The organism is Campylobacter sp. BCW_4321 (genome assembly GCF_001763075.1).
GTDB lineage: Bacteria > Campylobacterota > Campylobacteria > Campylobacterales > Campylobacteraceae > Campylobacter_D > Campylobacter_D jejuni.
The window spans coordinates 140,072-156,115 of the sequence record NZ_MJYA01000035.1 but is presented as its reverse complement, the minus strand read 5'-3'; the positions used below and the strand labels follow the sequence as shown (position 1 = coordinate 156,115).

The 16,044-nt window shown below is 30.9% G+C and carries 12 protein-coding genes and 1 pseudogene; 4 read left to right on the top strand and 9 right to left on the bottom strand.

All coding sequences use genetic code 11. The features are described from left to right. Nucleotides 1–5: 5 nt before the first annotated feature. From AJN58_RS05830 to AJN58_RS05790, 9 genes are all read right to left on the bottom strand, one after another. On the bottom strand, nt 6–569 hold the full coding sequence (locus AJN58_RS05830; protein ID WP_002871446.1) for a UbiX family flavin prenyltransferase: 564 nt from the start codon (nt 567–569) through the stop codon (nt 6–8). Beyond that, nucleotides 566–1,228, bottom strand: a complete 663-nt coding sequence (flgA, locus tag AJN58_RS05825; RefSeq protein ID WP_002852578.1) for a flagellar basal body P-ring formation chaperone FlgA — start codon at nt 1,226–1,228, stop codon at nt 566–568. The genes AJN58_RS05830 and flgA overlap by 4 nt, the downstream gene beginning before the upstream one ends. An 83-nt stretch (nt 1,229–1,311) precedes the next feature. Next, the gene (locus AJN58_RS05820) at nt 1,312–2,088 is read right to left on the bottom strand and encodes a MetQ/NlpA family ABC transporter substrate-binding protein (protein WP_070233309.1); all 777 of its coding nucleotides are present in this window, start codon (nt 2,086–2,088) and stop codon (nt 1,312–1,314) included. 9 nt (nt 2,089–2,097) lie between these two features. Next, nucleotides 2,098–2,868, bottom strand: coding sequence for a MetQ/NlpA family ABC transporter substrate-binding protein (locus tag AJN58_RS05815; protein ID WP_070292071.1), 771 nt, complete (start codon nt 2,866–2,868; stop codon nt 2,098–2,100). Between the two features lie 47 nt (nt 2,869–2,915). After that, nucleotides 2,916–3,689, bottom strand: a complete 774-nt coding sequence (locus AJN58_RS05810) for a MetQ/NlpA family ABC transporter substrate-binding protein (protein WP_002872575.1) — start codon at nt 3,687–3,689, stop codon at nt 2,916–2,918. Nucleotides 3,690–3,878: 189 nt separating this feature from the next. After that, nucleotides 3,879–4,790, bottom strand: coding sequence for a methionine ABC transporter permease (locus AJN58_RS05805; protein WP_044780307.1), 912 nt, complete (start codon nt 4,788–4,790; stop codon nt 3,879–3,881). Then, nucleotides 4,787–5,797 (bottom strand): methionine ABC transporter ATP-binding protein, encoded by a 1,011-nt coding sequence (locus tag AJN58_RS05800; protein WP_070275167.1) that lies wholly within the window; start codon nt 5,795–5,797, stop codon nt 4,787–4,789. The genes AJN58_RS05805 and AJN58_RS05800 overlap by 4 nt, the downstream gene beginning before the upstream one ends. Before the next feature lie 4 nt (nt 5,798–5,801). Next, nucleotides 5,802–8,414: a valine--tRNA ligase gene (locus tag AJN58_RS05795; RefSeq protein WP_070275166.1), complete on the bottom strand. Its 2,613-nt coding sequence runs from the start codon at nt 8,412–8,414 to the stop codon at nt 5,802–5,804. A gap of 22 nt (nt 8,415–8,436) precedes the next feature. Beyond that, entirely contained in the window at nt 8,437–9,456 is a 1,020-nt protein-coding gene (locus AJN58_RS05790; RefSeq protein WP_002861422.1) for a hypothetical protein, read from the bottom strand. 128 nt (nt 9,457–9,584) lie between these two features. Between AJN58_RS05790 and AJN58_RS05785 the strand changes: the two genes are divergently transcribed. The 4 genes and pseudogenes from AJN58_RS05785 to napA all read left to right on the top strand — a co-directional run bounded on the left by AJN58_RS05785 (nt 9,585) and on the right by napA (nt 16,028). Further along, nucleotides 9,585–11,615 (top strand): ATP-dependent helicase, encoded by a 2,031-nt coding sequence (locus AJN58_RS05785; protein ID WP_070275165.1) that lies wholly within the window; start codon nt 9,585–9,587, stop codon nt 11,613–11,615. 23 nt (nt 11,616–11,638) lie between these two features. Then, nucleotides 11,639–12,405 (top strand): annotated as a pseudogene (gene peb2 / locus AJN58_RS05780) (AcfC family adhesin PEB2). A 97-nt stretch (nt 12,406–12,502) separates the two neighbouring features. Then, nucleotides 12,503–13,030, top strand: a complete 528-nt coding sequence (gene tpx / locus AJN58_RS05775; protein ID WP_070276072.1) for a thiol peroxidase — start codon at nt 12,503–12,505, stop codon at nt 13,028–13,030. Between the two features lie 223 nt (nt 13,031–13,253). Beyond that, the gene (gene napA / locus AJN58_RS05770) at nt 13,254–16,028 is read left to right on the top strand and encodes a periplasmic nitrate reductase subunit alpha (RefSeq protein ID WP_070275163.1); all 2,775 of its coding nucleotides are present in this window, start codon (nt 13,254–13,256) and stop codon (nt 16,026–16,028) included. The last annotated feature ends 16 nt before the right edge of the window (nt 16,029–16,044 follow it).

Sequence of the window (16,044 nt, the reverse complement as noted above, 5' to 3'; positions counted from 1 at the left end):
TTAAACTAAAAATTTTGCCATTTTTCATATAAATTGTGTTTTATTTCTAAAAGATCTAGCCATTTACCTACGATAAAATTTTCCATTTGTTCTAGATTGTTTGCTTTAGAATAACTTGCGATAATAGGAGGTGCGATAATAACTCCCATTTGGCTAAGTTTTAACATATGTTCTAAATTTAAAGTAGAAAAAGGCATTTCACGTACGCCTAAGATGAGTTTTTTTCTTTCTTTTAAGGCCACTGCTGCAGCACGCATTAAAAGAGTGTCTGCAAAACCAGCGTGAATTTTTGCTAAACTTGAAATCGAACAAGGAGCAATGATAGTTTTTTCTATTCCAAAAGATCCACTTGCTACACTTAGACTTAAATTTTTATCATCTAAAAAATGAGTGTATTTAAAATTTTCTTGACAAATTTCTTCTAAATTTGCTTCATTTTCAGCTTTGAAACTAAGTTTTGCACCTTGAGTTAAAATACAATAAAGTTCGCATTGATTTTCTAAATTTTTTAATAATTTTAAGCCTAAATTGACACTGCTTGAACCAGAAATTCCTAATAAAACCTTCATTGTATAATCATCCTATTTTTACCCACTACGATGCCTTGCATAACTTTACCTTCTTTGTTTTTTGCACGAATCCTTTCGCCCATATTTGCACTTTGCAAAGCCACAAGTTCGATTAAAACATCAACATTTGCTTCACTTAAAACTCCGATTATAGGATCATTTCGGCGTATTAAAGCTGTGGTTTTAAACATATTTGCTCTTAAAATGGCGTTTTTGTTAATATTGCTTTTAGCTACAAGATTATCTACATCATCTAAGGTTAAGGCATTTAAAGGAACTTTATCAAAATCAATCAATACGCTTTTATAGTCAAAAGCTCCAAGTTTATCTCCTCTTTTTATAGCGCGTTCGCTTTTTAAAACTTCTAAATTTGCTTGAATGAAATATCTAAAAAATACATTTTTTTGTATATTTTGCGGAGTTTTAAATTCAGCCCTTAAAAAGCCTTGTGCTTGATTAAAACGCCCATTAGCGATTCTTAGAAATTCATATTGATCAAAATCTTTAGGCAATGATGTTATTTTTAAATCAATTTGAGAAATTATAATTTTAGGAAAATTATTTCTAAATTCTTTAGCTAGTGCTGTTTTGATTTCTTCTAAACTAGCTGCTTGGATATAATTTATCACAATAAAAAAAGTTAAAAAAATAATTTTCATTTTTATCCTAAGAATTATAATGCAATAAATAGTATTTTAGCTTTTATAAGTTTAACAAAGCCTTTAGAAGGCTTTGTATAGAGTTAAAAAGTAGGGATAACAGAGCCTTTATATTTTTCTATGATAAAATTTTTAATTTTATCGCTTGTTAAAATTTCTTTAATAACAAGACTTTTTTGACTTGTTTCTTCACCTTTTCTTGCAGCTAAAACAATAGCATATAAACTATCTTTATCTTCTATAAAAATACCATCTTTTAAAGGGTTTAAACCTGCTCCAAGAGCATAGTTTGTGGTAATAACAGCCAAATCAGTATCATTTAGGGCTCTTGGAAGTTGTGCGGCTTTAAGCTCTATAAATTTAAGTTTTTTTGGATTTTTACTTATGTCAATAGGGGTTTTAAGGGTGTTTTGACTTTTAAATTCTATTAAATTTGCTTTAGCTAGTAAATCAAGGGCTCTGCTTTCATTGGTAGCATCATTAGGTATAGCGATTTTAGCACCATTAGGAATGTCTTTTATATCTTTTATGGAGTTAGAATATATAGCCATAGGAACTAAAACAATAGCACCTAAAGAACTTAAATTTGTTCCTTTGTGGGTATTAAAATCATCTAAAAAAGGTTTATGCTGATATAAATTTGCATCTAAATCTTTCTCATTTAAAGCGATATTAGGTATATTATAGTCATTAAATTCCTTAACTATCAACCTCCAACCTTTTTCTTGAAATAAGGGTTTAGAGAAATTTAAAATTTCAGCATAAGGCGTTGGTGTTGCACCTATGATTATGGTTTTATCTGCCCCAAAACTAAGGCTAATTGTAAATAAAACACTTAAAAATATTTTTTTAATATTCATGCTATACTCCTAAAAAGCTGGGATTAATATATCTTTATAATGTTCATTAATGATGGCTTTAAATTTATCGCTTCTTAAAATTTCATCAATTACTTTGGTCTTTTCGCTATTTTTATCTTCTGAGCGTACCACAACATAATTTACATAAGGGCTATTTTTATCTTCCCTAAAAATAGTATCTTTACTTGGATTCAGACCGGCTCCAAGTGCGAAATTAGAATTAATTATAGCAATATCAACATCATCTAAAGCTCTTGGAAGTTGTGCGGCTTTAAGTTCTATAAATTTAAGTTTTTTTGGATTTTTGTTTATGTCCAATGGGGTTTTTAGAGTATTTTTGTTAAGCTCTATTAATTTTGCTTTCTCTAAAAGCTCTAAAGCTCTGCTTTCATTGGTCGCATCATTAGGTATAGCAACTCTAGCATCTTCTTTAAGATTTTCTAAATTTTTGATTTTTTTACTATAAACTCCTACTGGAGCTATAAGTACAGGCGTTGTTGCAATTAAATTTGAACCTTTTTTTAGGTTGTATTCTTCTAAAAAAGGTTTGTGTTGATATAAATTTGCATCAAGTTCTTTTTCCTCTAATGCACGATTGGGCAAAATATAGTCTGAAAATTCTACTATTTTAAGCTCATACCCTTTGTTTTTAAAATCATCTTTCATTAGTTCTAGTAAGCTACCAAAAGGATTTGGAGTGGCTCCTATAGTAATGTTTTGTGCAAATAGGCTAGATAAATTTAGAATGCAAGCGAGTATAATAATTTTAAATAAATTCATAAAAACTCCTTTGTATTTAAAAAAAAGTCCCTAGGTAAGGGACAAAATTAAAAAGCAGGTAAAACAGATCCGTTGTATTTTTCTATGATAAATTGTTTGATTTTATCACTTTGTAGAGCTTGGATTAAGGCTTTGATTTTTGGATCGTTTTCATGTCCCACTCTTACAACAAGAATGTTTGCATACGGGCTTTCTTTATCTTCGATAAATACGCTATCTTTTGCAGGATTTAGATTTGCAGAGAGAGCGTAGTTGGAATTAATTACAGCAAAATCAACATCATCCAAAGCTCTTGGAAGTTGTGCGGGCTTTAATTCTACAAATTTAATTTTTTTAGGATTGTCTATAATATCAAGAGGTGTTTTTAAAGCCTTATCTTTAAATTTTACCAAACCTTTTTTTGCAATAATATCTAAAGCTCTACTTTCATTGGTTGGATCATTTGGAATGGCGATTTTAACCCCTTCTTTAATATCATCTAGACTTTTGTATTTTTTGGAGTAAACAGCCATAGGTTCTATGTGTATGGCAGCTACTTTGATAAGTTTGGTGCCTTTGTTTTTATTAAATTCTTCCAAATAAGGAGTATGTTGGAAAAAATTTGCATCGGCTTCTCCGTTATCAACAGCTAGATTAGGTAAAACATAATCCGTAAATTCTTTGATTTCAAGTTTATAGCCTTGTTTTTCTAAATCAGGTTTTACTTGTTCTAGGATTTCAGCATGAGGGACGGGAGTTGCTGCAACTGTGATGGTTTCTAATGCATTTGCATTAAGACTTAATGTTAAAATACTTGCTATAAATAAAGATTTGATTTTCATTTTTTTCCTTTTTAGTCATTTTGTGCTTGCTTTAATCTTAATAAATTCACTCTGACTATCAGGAAGAAGCATATAAAAACTTGTTGATAGTCAGATTAACGCATCTGATACATCATTTTAATTCCTTTAATTTTTTTTAAATTTTACTTAAAAAAACTTATATTTATCTTAAAAGGAGATATAATCTCCTTATTTTTTGAAACCTTTATAAAGCAAACTTCCTAAAAATAAGATAAAAATAATTGCTTGCCAAAAGAAATTTTCATCATTGTTTATATTGATAACTATACTAACTCCAAGTAAAATCAATAGAGTGGCAATGATATATGTAGTTTTACTATTTTTAGCCCAAGTATAAAATAAATTACCTAGAATTTGAACTAACTGAACTAATATAAGTAAAATAACTACAGTTTGAATCATAACTTCTTTGTTAAATCTTTCATAACCATAGCGAATAGCGACATCTCCCAAACCTCCACCACCGACAGTTCCAGCAAGAGCAGAAAAACCAATGGTAAAGATTAAAGTTAGAGTAATTCCGCTAATTATAGCAGGAAGAGCCTCACTAAAGATAACCTTGAAGATAATTTGAATATTGCTAGCGCCATAACTTTTTGCTGCTTCTATGATTCCTTTGTCTATTTCTTTAAAAGCACTTTCAAGCATCTTTGCCAAATAAGGAGCTATTCCGATAGCTAATGGAACTATGGCGGCATTTGTACCTATGCTGGTGCCTACTATGATTTTAGAAAGTGGTAAAAGAACAACTATAAGAATTAAAAATGGAAAGGCACGCAGTATATTTGTAATAAAATCTAAAATGCTATAAGCGATTTTATTTTCTTTAATTCCGTTTTTATCCCAAATAGCAAGTAAAATTCCAGGAATAATAGCCAATAAAAATCCAAATAGTACAGCCATTAAACTCATATAAATTGTTTCATTAAGTGCAGGTTTTAAAATGTTCTCATAATTTTCACTGAAACTTGTGATAGAACTTAAACTCACTTCTTTAATATCCTGCCAAGAAAATTCATTAAAAAATTGAGAAATTCTACCAAAAAAAGCACTGATGATAGAGATGTTTTCTTCATTCATGATGCCACCTCCCATAATACTCCACTTTTTTCTATGTAATCAAGAACCTTGTCTTTATCCTTTTCATTTATATTTATAACTAAATTTCCTAAGGCTTTTCCATTAAGTTTTTCTATTTTACCCCAAACTATGTTAAAGTCTATATTTAGAGTTCTTGCCATATGAGTGATGACGCTATTTTGGGCAACTTCTTTTGGAAAGTAAAGTTTGATATTAAGTCCGTGTTTAGGCAAAAAATCACTTTCTCCTAAAAATTCTTTCATTTTGGCATTAGGCTTTAAAAAAAGCTCATCAATTGCTCCACTTCCTATGATTTGTCCATGTTCAAGCAATAAAGCTTTTTGAGCTATGTCTTTTACCACATCCATTTCGTGAGTTACTAAAACAACAGTAATCCCAAATTCAGTATTGATTTTAGATATAAGCTCTAAAATATTTTTTGTAGTGTTTGGATCAAGAGCCGAAGTAGCTTCATCACTAAGTAAAATTTTTGGGTTTAAAGCTAAGGCTCTAGCAATAGCAACGCGTTGTTTTTGCCCCCCACTTAGTTCTCTTGGGTAGGATTTGTTTTTATGATCAAGTCCTACGATTTCAAGCAAAGAATTGACTTTTTGGGCAATTTCTTTTTCACTCATGTATTCTTTATTAAAAAGCTTGGCATGAAATTTACACTGAGTATAGTGTGTTCTTAAAGGCATAGCAACATTTTCAAATACATTTTTGCGCTCCATTAGGGCAAAATTTTGAAAAATCATCCCTATATCTTTTCTAAGCACTCTTAGCTCTTTTGATTTTTTTTGACTTAAATCTTTAATTTCTTGATCAAAGACTTTTAAGCTTCCTTCTTGATAATTCTCAAGTCCATTAATACATCTTAAAAGAGTGGATTTTCCAGCTCCACTATGACCTACTATGGCGTAAATTTCACCCTTTTTAATCTCCAAAGAAACATCGTTTATCACGAGTTCCTTGCCATAATATTTTTTTAAATTTTTTATTTTTATCAAATTTTCAACCTCTTAGATTTTGAAGTTCAACTGATATTTTTTCAAGCTGAATTTTTAAATTTTCTAGAGCTTCTTTATTTTGCTCCACCACCTCTTTAGGTGCGTTAGCAGTGAATTTTTCATTTGAAAGCATGGAGTTAAGCTTGAAGCTTTCTTTTTCAAGCTTATTTTTTTGATTTTCAAGTCTTGTTAAAATACCACTTAAATCAACATTTTCAAGCGTAATGAAAATTTCTAAATTCTCGCTAACATCACATATTGCCTTTGGTAATTTTTCTTCACTAAATTCTATTTGCTCGCACTTTGCGAGCATCATGATAAAATTCATATAAGCTTTGATTTCATTTTTGATTTTTTTATCGTTAAATTTGATATAAGCTTTTTCTATTTTAGAATTTCCAAGATCGATTAAACTTTTAGCACGGCGGATACCAACTATGCTTTCTATAAGTAAAGAAAAGATTTTTTCTATATTTTTATCTTGTTCTTTAAATTTTGGATATTTGCTTATCATAATAGAAGGGCTTGTTTTAAGTTCTGTATCGCTTAGTTTATGATATAAATATTCACTGATAAAAGGCATAAAAGGATTTAAGAGCTTTAAAGCTTCTTTGAAAATACTACCAAGTTCTTTAACGCTTGATTTTTCTGCTTTGCTAAGCTCTATACCCCAATCGCAAAAATCATCCCAAAAGAATTTATATAGAGTATTGGCTGCATCATTAAAGCGATAATTGTCTAAATTTTCTCTTACATCCTTAACACAAGTTTGAAATTTGGCATAAATATATTTTGCTAATTCTGAATGAAGTGTGATATTTTCCAAATCTTCAAATTTACTTTCATTTAAAAGCAGATAATTTGTAGCATTATAAATTTTATTTGTAAAATTTCTAACTTGTAAAAGTTTATCATTGCTAAGTTTAATATCGCGTCCTTGTATAGCAAGAAGTGCTAAAGTAAAGCGTAAAATATCGGCACTATATTCTTTAATACTTTCATTTGGATCGATGACATTTCCAAGACTTTTACTCATTTTTCTACCTTGCTCATCTTTCACAAGAGCGTGTAAATAAATATCTTTAAAAGGAAGTTGATGTAAGGCATTAGTGCTTTGAAACATCATTCTAGCCACCCAGAAAAATAAAATATCAAAACCTGTAATGAGTAAAGAATTGGGATAAAAATCTTTTAAATCCTTTTCAGACCAAATTTTATCTTTACCCCAATTTTCATTCCCCCAGCCTAGAGTACTCATAGCCCAAAGTCCTGAAGAAAACCAAGTATCAAGTACATCTTCATCTTGTTTGAAATTTTGACTTTGACATTTTGGACAAGTTTTAGGCGTATGTTGGCTTGCCCATTCATGAGAGCATTCGCAATAATACACAGGAATTTGATGCCCCCACCAAAGTTGTCTTGAAATACACCAATCTCTTAAATCTTTCATCCAAGCATTAAAGCTATTTATCCAGTGATTTGGATAAAATTTGCTTTCGCCAAGTGCAACTTTTTCTATACTTTCTTGGGCGATTTCTTTTTTTACAAACCATTGCTTGGAGATATAAGGTTCAACTACATTGTTGCAACGATAACAATATCCTACCTGATTATTATGTTCTTCTGTTTTTTCTATAAAGCCAAGACTTTCAAGTTTGGCTACGATTTTTTCTCTTGCTTCTAAGCGTTCTAAACCTTGAAACTCTAAACAATGTTCGTTTAAAATTCCTTTTTCATTAAAAACGCTTATAAATTCTAAATTATGTCTAAGTCCTACTTCATAATCGTTCATGTCATGAGCGGGAGTAACTTTTACAACTCCTGTTCCAAATTCTTTTTCTACATGCTCATCAGCTATAATTTTAATGGCTTTTTTACTTATAGGCAAAATCACTTCTTTGCCCACAAATTTAGTATAGCGTTCATCGTCAGGATGTACCATAACTGCAGTATCGCCAAAAAAAGTTTCAGGACGCGTTGTGGCTACTACTAAAAATTCATCGCTATCTTTTAAAAAGTATTTAATATGATAAAGTTTTCCTTTGTTTTCTTTGTATTCAACTTCTATATCACTTAAAGCGCCATCGTGAGTACACCAATTTATCATGTAGTTTCCACGTACAATAAGTCTTTTATCATAAAGTTCTACAAAGGCTTTTTTTACGGCATTAACCAAACCTTCATCCATAGTAAAACGCAAGCGACTCCATGCAGGAGTGATGCCTAGTGTTCTCATTTGGTCTAAAATTTTTCCACCGCTTTGCTCTTTCCACTCCCAGACTTTTTCTATAAATTTTTCTCTACCTAGTTCTTCTTTTTTAATGCCTTGAGCAAGAAGTTGTTTTTCTACAACATTTTGAGTAGCAATACCTGCGTGATCAAGCCCTGGTTGATAAAGAACCTTATAGCCATCCATTCTTTTGTAACGCGTCATAATGTCTTGTAGAGTAAAAGTTAAAGCATGTCCTATGTGTAAAACTCCAGTGACATTAGGAGGAGGCATCATAATGCAGAAATTTTTATCTTTTTCTTGTATGGTTTTATTGCCATCGATCTCAAAATATCCGCGTTCTTCGCAAATTTGATAATACTCTTTTTCTAAATTTTTATCATACATTATTTGCCTTTATTGTTTTAGCTTATTTAATAGAGCTAATTTCTATAATTTCACAAAACGGGAAGAAATATTGTGCTGTATTAAGTCCAGTTTTCAAACTTTTGATATGTTTAGAAAAATCACTTCCTTTGCCATCTTTTTTAATTTGAAGTTTAAGTCTTTCTAAAATTTCTTCACGTGCTACATGTTCATTTAATTCTTTTGGATTGTTTAAATATGGGCTTAATCTATCTAAGCTAATATATTTATAAGCTTTTTTCATATCTGAAAAGATAATTTCTTTGTTATAGATAGTTAATTTCATTTCCCCTTTTGGTAGCATTTTAACAAAAATACTTAGATAATAATCTTTTGCATTATCTTGTATAACGCTTAGCATATCTTTTAACAGATTGATTCTATATTGGCTTAAAAATTTTCCATCTAAAATATAAACTTTCATATTTTCTGTACTAAGTTCAGGTTCTAAACGACTGTTTTTTCCTATGCTTAGATACTCTCTAGCGGTATTTAGATATTTATTTTTGTTTGACTTGTTTGATTGAAGTTCTTTTTTTACGGCTCTCTCTCTTTCTAAGATCTTTTGTTGTTTGCTGATTTCTTTTTTAAGAGCTTCTATTTTGGCTTGTTTATTTTCTTGTTTTAATTTTTCTTTATCCGTATCTAAAATTTGCTTATTTTCATTTGTATTAATATTATTACTTGTATTGGTGTCATTATTTAAGCTTTGATTGTTTTCGCTTATTGGCGTATTAAATGTATTGTTATTTAAGCTTTGATTTTCATCTAATGGGTTTGTTTCTTGCTTTTGGATAGTATTGTTATTAATATTTATATCTGATGAACTATTGTTGGTTTGGATCGAGGGCGAATAGGAATTATCGTAGTTATTAGTATACGATTTTTGCTCGGTGTAAGTGTTGGTGTTTAAGGTGTAATTCTTTGGTTTTGAATATTCAAAAAGATAATAATAGGTTCCACCTAATATCACAATAATAGCAATTAATATGCCAACAATAATAGAAAAAATTTTCAAATTCATTTGCTATCCCTTAAAAACAGAAAGTTAAATAATTTTAGCATTGTACTATAATCTAATATAAAGTAATTTTAAATTTTTATATTTTTAAGTAATTTTTTTTTATAATTTTAACTTTTATAAGGAAAATAATGCCACTTTCAAAATTAAATAATGAACAATATCTTGCTGCTACTGCTGATTTTGGACACAATCTTGTTATTGCAAGTGCAGGGACGGGAAAAACTTCTACTATTGTTGCAAGAATTTCTTATCTTTTAAGCAAGGGAGTGGCACCTCAAAAAATTATGCTTTTGACTTTCACAAATAAAGCCAGTAAAGAAATGATAGGGCGTTTAGGGAAATTTTTTGATAAAAATATTACCAGTAAAATACTTGCAGGAACTTTTCATAGTACGGCTTATACCTTACTTAGAAATGCGGATAAAAATATAATTTTAAAGCAAGCAAGCGAGTTAAAAACTCTACTTAAAAGTGTCTATGAAAAAAGAACCTTTAGGCATTTAAGTGATATAAAACCTTATCAATCAAGTTATTTATATGATCTTTATTCTTTGTTTCAAAACAAAGCACACAATCAAGATTTTTATACTTGGTTTTGTCAAAACTATGAAGAACAAAGTATTTATGCTGAAATTTATGAAGATATTTTAAAAGAATATGATAATGAAAAAAAGCGTTTTAATTATGTAGATTTTAATGACTTACTTATCAATCTAAAAGAGCTTTTAAAAGAAGAAAAATATGAATTTGATGAAATTTTAGTGGATGAATATCAAGACACAAATACTTTGCAAAGTTCCTTAATAGAGGCTTTTCATAGTAAAAGTTTGTTTTGCGTAGGGGATTATGATCAAAGTATTTATGCTTTTAATGGAGCGGATATTAATATCATAGGTGGGTTTAAAGATCGTTTTAAAGATGCAAAAATTTTTTCTTTAAATAAAAACTACCGTTCATCAAGAAGTATTTTAGCTTTGGCTAATAAAGTGATTTTAAATAACGAAAGATTATATCCAAAAGAACTTATTGTTACAAGAAATGATGAGTTTAAAGCCCCATCTTTGCTTACTTTTGAAGAATTATTTGATCAGTATCAAAATATAGCCAAAATGATACTTACAAGCGGAGTAAGTTTGGAAGAAATTGCCGTGATTTTTCGCAACAACTCAAGTGCTGATGGGGTTGAAGTAGCTTTAAGGGAGCAGGGCATTGCAAGTGTGAGAAAGGGAAGTGGAAGTTTTTTTGAAAGTTTGGAAGTTAAAGCTTTTAGCTCCATGCTTGCGCTTGTGGTAAATCCTAAAGATATCATGGCTTTTATTCATTTGGTTCAATATACCAAAGGTGTGGGTGGAGTTTTAGCAAAAGAAATTTTTGACGCACTTTTAAAATTAGGGCATGGAAATTTAATAAAAGGTTTTTTAGATCCTGATAAAAATGTAAATTTGCAAAATCATCAAAAAAGAAATTATCAACTTGGGCTTTTTGCAGATTTGGAAGAATTAGCCAGCGAAACTCGTTTTAAATTTGAGAGTGAATTTGATGCACATCCTATTTTAAGACTTTCAAAAATCAATGATTTGTGCGCTAGAAATTTGGAAAAAATCTATCTTTTTTTAAAAAAAGCTATGGAAATAAAACATTCTTTGACTTTGGTAAATTTAATTTGTGAAAATTCTTTTTATAGAGAAATTTGCGAAGAACTTGCAACCAAAAGAGCGACAAATAAAGCAGGGCAGGTGGATTTATTAAGAAAGAGTGAAAATTTAGAAAAAATAGAAACAAAATTCAATGTTTTAAAAGAGCTTACAAAAAATTATAGCGATATTTACAAGTATTATAATTTTCTAACTTTAGGTGCAAGCGAAATGAGTAGTGGCAAAGGAGTTAATTTGCTTAGCGTGCATGCAAGTAAGGGCTTGGAATTTGATCTTGTTTTTGTGATTGATCTTGCGCAAGGTCGCTTTCCTAATCAAAAGCTTATGGGAATGGGTGGAAGCTTAGAAGAAGAAAGAAGACTTTTTTATGTTGCGGTAACTAGGGCAAAAAATATACTTTATTTAAGTTATGCTAAATATGATAAAAACAAAAAAACTTCTTTTACTCCTTCTCGTTTTCTTATAGAAGCAGGGCTTTGCAAGGGAGAGTTAACTATAGATTGATAGAATTTTCTTTCAAGTAAGTTATATTATTAAAGAAAGGTTTATTTTATGAAAAAAATATTAATTTTTTAAGTTTAGTAGCAGCAAGTTTTTTAAATGCTGAAATTTTAGTTTATGGTCCAGGTGGTCCTGCTCCTGTACTAAAAGAGCTTGCTTTAAAATTTGAAGAAAAAACAAAAGAAAAGGTGATTGTAACCGCAGGTCCAACTCCAGCTTGGATAGATAAAGCAAAAGAAAATGCAGATTTGATTTTTTCAGGCAATACTTCAATGATGGATGATTTTGCTAAAAAATTCCAAGTTTAAGTTTAGAAAATTTAAGCGTTTTAAATATGCGTCCATCAGGCATTATCGTGCGTCCAAATAATCCAAAAAATATTAAAAATTTTGAAGACATTTTAAAAGATGGCGTAAATGTTATGGTGGTTGATGGTGCAGGACAAGTTGGACTTTATGAAGATATGGCTTTAAAAAGTGTAAAAAGAGAAAATTTGGTAAAATTACGTAAAAATATAAAAATTTATGCTAAAAATTCCAAAGCTGCTGTAGATGAGTGGAATAACAATCCAAATATTGATGCTTTAATCATTTGGTCTCATTGGGCAAAGGCTTTAGGCGATGATAAAGCTTTATTTATCAAAGATAAAAATGCAGTGATTTATCGTGCAGCTGAAATAGCTCCTACAAAAAAAGGTTTAGAAAATAAAAAAGCTTTAGAATTTGTCGATTTTATTAAGAGTAAAGAAGCTCAAAAAGTGTGGAAAAAATATACTTGGAAAGAAGTAAAATAATTTTCAGTGAAATTAAAAATAATTAATGTTTATAGGATATAATCGCTCCTAAAACATTAATTGCAATAATGTTTAAAATATCAAAAAAGGAAATTAAATGAGTACAGTAAATTTTAAAGGAAATTCTGTAAAACTTAAAGGAAATTCAGTAGAAGTTGGAGCAGATGCTCCTAAGGTAAATCTTAAAGCTAAAGATTTAAGCGTGATTGAAATCGGTGCAGCGGGTAAAACTCAAATCATTTTAAGTGTTCCAAGCTTAGATACACCAGTTTGTGCTACAGAAGCTAGAGAATTTAATAAAAAAGTAGCCAGCTACAATGGTGCTGAAGTGATTATAGTAAGTATGGACTTGCCTTTTGCTATGGGAAGATTTTGCAGTACAGAAGGTATTGAAAATTTAAGTGTTGCAAGTGATTTTGTGGCAAAAGAATTTGGTGAAAAATATGGTGTTTTGATAAATGAAGGTGCTTTAGAAGGGCTTTTAGCTCGTGCCGTATTTGTGATTAAAGAGGGTAAAGTGGCATATAAAGAACTTGTAAATGAAATCACAGAAATGCCAGATATTGCAAAACTTGATGCATTTTTTGGTGGTTCTAGCTGCTGCGGTGGTTGTGGTTGCCATTAATTTTGATTAAGCCCATTCTTAGGGCTTAATTTTTACATCTTCATTTTTTTATTATTTTAAGTTGATTATTTTTAATATTTATTTTGTGTAAGAATAATATAAAAAGGACAATAAAACTCCTATAAAATAGAGCTTTAAAATTATTATTTTTATTAAAATTTCAAGAGATTTTTATACTCCATTTTTTATAATAAGATGATTTTTTTATTTTGGAGGAATAAGGATGAATAGAAGGGATTTTATTAAAAATACCGCTATTGCAAGTGCTGCTAGTGTTGCAGGACTCAGTGTTCCAAGCTCTATGCTTGGCGCGCAAGAAGAAGATTGGAAATGGGATAAGGCTGTTTGTAGATTTTGTGGAACTGGCTGTGGAATTATGATAGCCAGAAAAGATGGCAAAATCGTAGCAACAAAAGGTGATCCTGCAGCACCCGTAAATCGCGGACTTAATTGTATCAAAGGTTATTTTAATGCTAAAATCATGTATGGTGAAGATCGCCTTGTTATGCCTTTGCTTCGCATGAATGAAAAAGGCGAATTTGATAAAAAAGGCAAATTTCAACAGGTTTCTTGGCAAAGAGCTTTTGATGAAATGGAAAAACAATTTAAAAAAGCCTACAATGAACTCGGCGTTACAGGTATAGGGATTTTTGGTAGTGGGCAATACACTATCCAAGAAGGTTATGCTGCTTTAAAACTTGCAAAAGCGGGTTTTAGAACAAACAATATCGATCCAAATGCAAGACATTGTATGGCCTCTGCAGTGGTTGGTTTTATGCAAACTTTTGGTGTAGATGAGCCATCAGGCTGTTATGATGATATAGAACTTACAGATACTATCATCACTTGGGGAGCTAATATGGCTGAAATGCACCCAATCCTTTGGTCAAGAGTAAGTGATAGAAAACTAAGTAATCTTGATAAGGTCAAAGTTGTTAATCTAAGCACTTTTTCTAACCGTACTTCAAATATTGCTGATATTGAAATTATTTTTAAACCAAATACAGATTTGGCTATTTGGAACTACATAGCAAGAGAGATTGTTTATAATCATCCAGAGGCTATGGATACGAAATTTATCAAAGAACACTGCGTATTTGCAACTGGTTATGCTGATATTGGTTATGGTATGAGAAATAATCCAAATCATCCAAAATTTAAAGAAAGTGAAAAAGATACAGTTGAAAAAGAAAATGTAATCACTTTAGACGATGAAGAGGCTACTTCTTTATCTTATCTTGGCGTTAAAGCGGGTGATAAATTTGAAATGAAACATCAAGGTGTGGCTGATAAAAACTGGGAAATTTCTTTTGAAGAATTTAAAAAAGGTTTAGCCCCTTATACTTTGGAATACACTGCAAAGGTAGCCAAAGGTGATGATAATGAGTCTTTGGAAGATTTTAAGAAAAAACTTCAAGAATTAGCTAATCTTTACATAGAGAAAAATCGCAAAGTCGTAAGTTTTTGGACTATGGGCTTTAATCAACATACAAGAGGTTCTTGGGTAAATGAACAAGCTTATATGGTGCATTTTTTACTAGGAAAGCAAGCTAAACCAGGTAGTGGAGCCTTTTCTTTAACAGGACAGCCAAGTGCTTGCGGAACGGCTAGGGAAGTAGGGACTTTCTCCCATCGTTTGCCTGCGGATATGGTTGTGGCAAATCCAAAACACAGAGAAATTTCTGAAAAAATTTGGAAAGTTCCTGCAAAGACCATCAACCCAAAACCAGGTTCTCCTTATCTTAATATCATGAGAGATTTAGAAGATGGAAAAATTAAATTTGCATGGGTGCAAGTGAATAATCCATGGCAAAACACTGCAAATGCAAATCACTGGATCGCAGCAGCAAGAGAAATGGATAATTTTATTGTTGTAAGTGATTGTTATCCTGGAATTTCAGCAAAAGTAGCTGATCTTATTTTACCAAGTGCTATGATTTATGAAAAATGGGGTGCTTATGGTAATGCTGAAAGAAGAACTCAACATTGGAAACAACAAGTCTTACCTGTAGGTGCTGCCATGAGTGATACTTGGCAAATTTTAGAATTTGCAAAACGCTTTAAGCTTAAAGAAGTTTGGAAAGAGCAAAAAGTGGATAATAAGCTTACCTTGCCAAGTGTTTTAGAAGAGGCAAAAGCTATGGGTTATAGTGAAGATGATACACTTTTTGATGTACTATTTGCCAATAAAGAAGCAAAAAGCTTTAATCCAAACGATGCTATCGCAAAAGGCTTTGATAATACTGATGTTAAAGGCGATGAGAGAAAAATTCAAGGCAGTGATGGAAAAGAATTTACAGGCTATGGCTTTTTCGTTCAAAAATACCTTTGGGAAGAATATCGTAAATTTGGCTTAGGACACGGCCATGATTTAGCGGATTTTGATACCTATCATAAAGTAAGGGGTTTAAGATGGCCTGTGGTTAATGGCAAGGAAACACAGTGGAGATTTAATACTAAATTTGATTATTATGCTAAAAAAGCGGCTCCAAATTCAGATTTTGCTTTTTATGGTGATTTTAACAAAATGCTTACAAATGGAGATTTAATAGCTCCTAAAGATGAAAAAGAGCACAGTATTAAAAATAAGGCTAAAATTTTCTTTAGGCCATTTATGAAAGCACCTGAAAGACCAAGTAAAGAGTATCCATTCTGGCTTGCAACAGGAAGGGTTTTAGAGCATTGGCATAGTGGAACTATGACTATGCGTGTGCCTGAGCTTTACCGTGCTGTCCCTGAAGCGCTTTGCTATATGAGTGAGAAAGATGGAGAGAAATTAGGCTTAAATCAAGGTGATTTGGTTTGGGTGGAATCTCGTCGTGGTAAAGTAAAAGCAAGAGTAGATATGCGTGGAAGAAACAAACCGCCTGTAGGACTTGTGTATGTGCCGTGGTTTGATGAGAATGTATATATCAATAAAGTTACTTTGGATGCGACTTGTCCGCTTTCAAAACAAACTGACTTTAAAAAATGTGCTGTAAAAATTTATAAGGCTTAATTTAGGGTTTTGATTA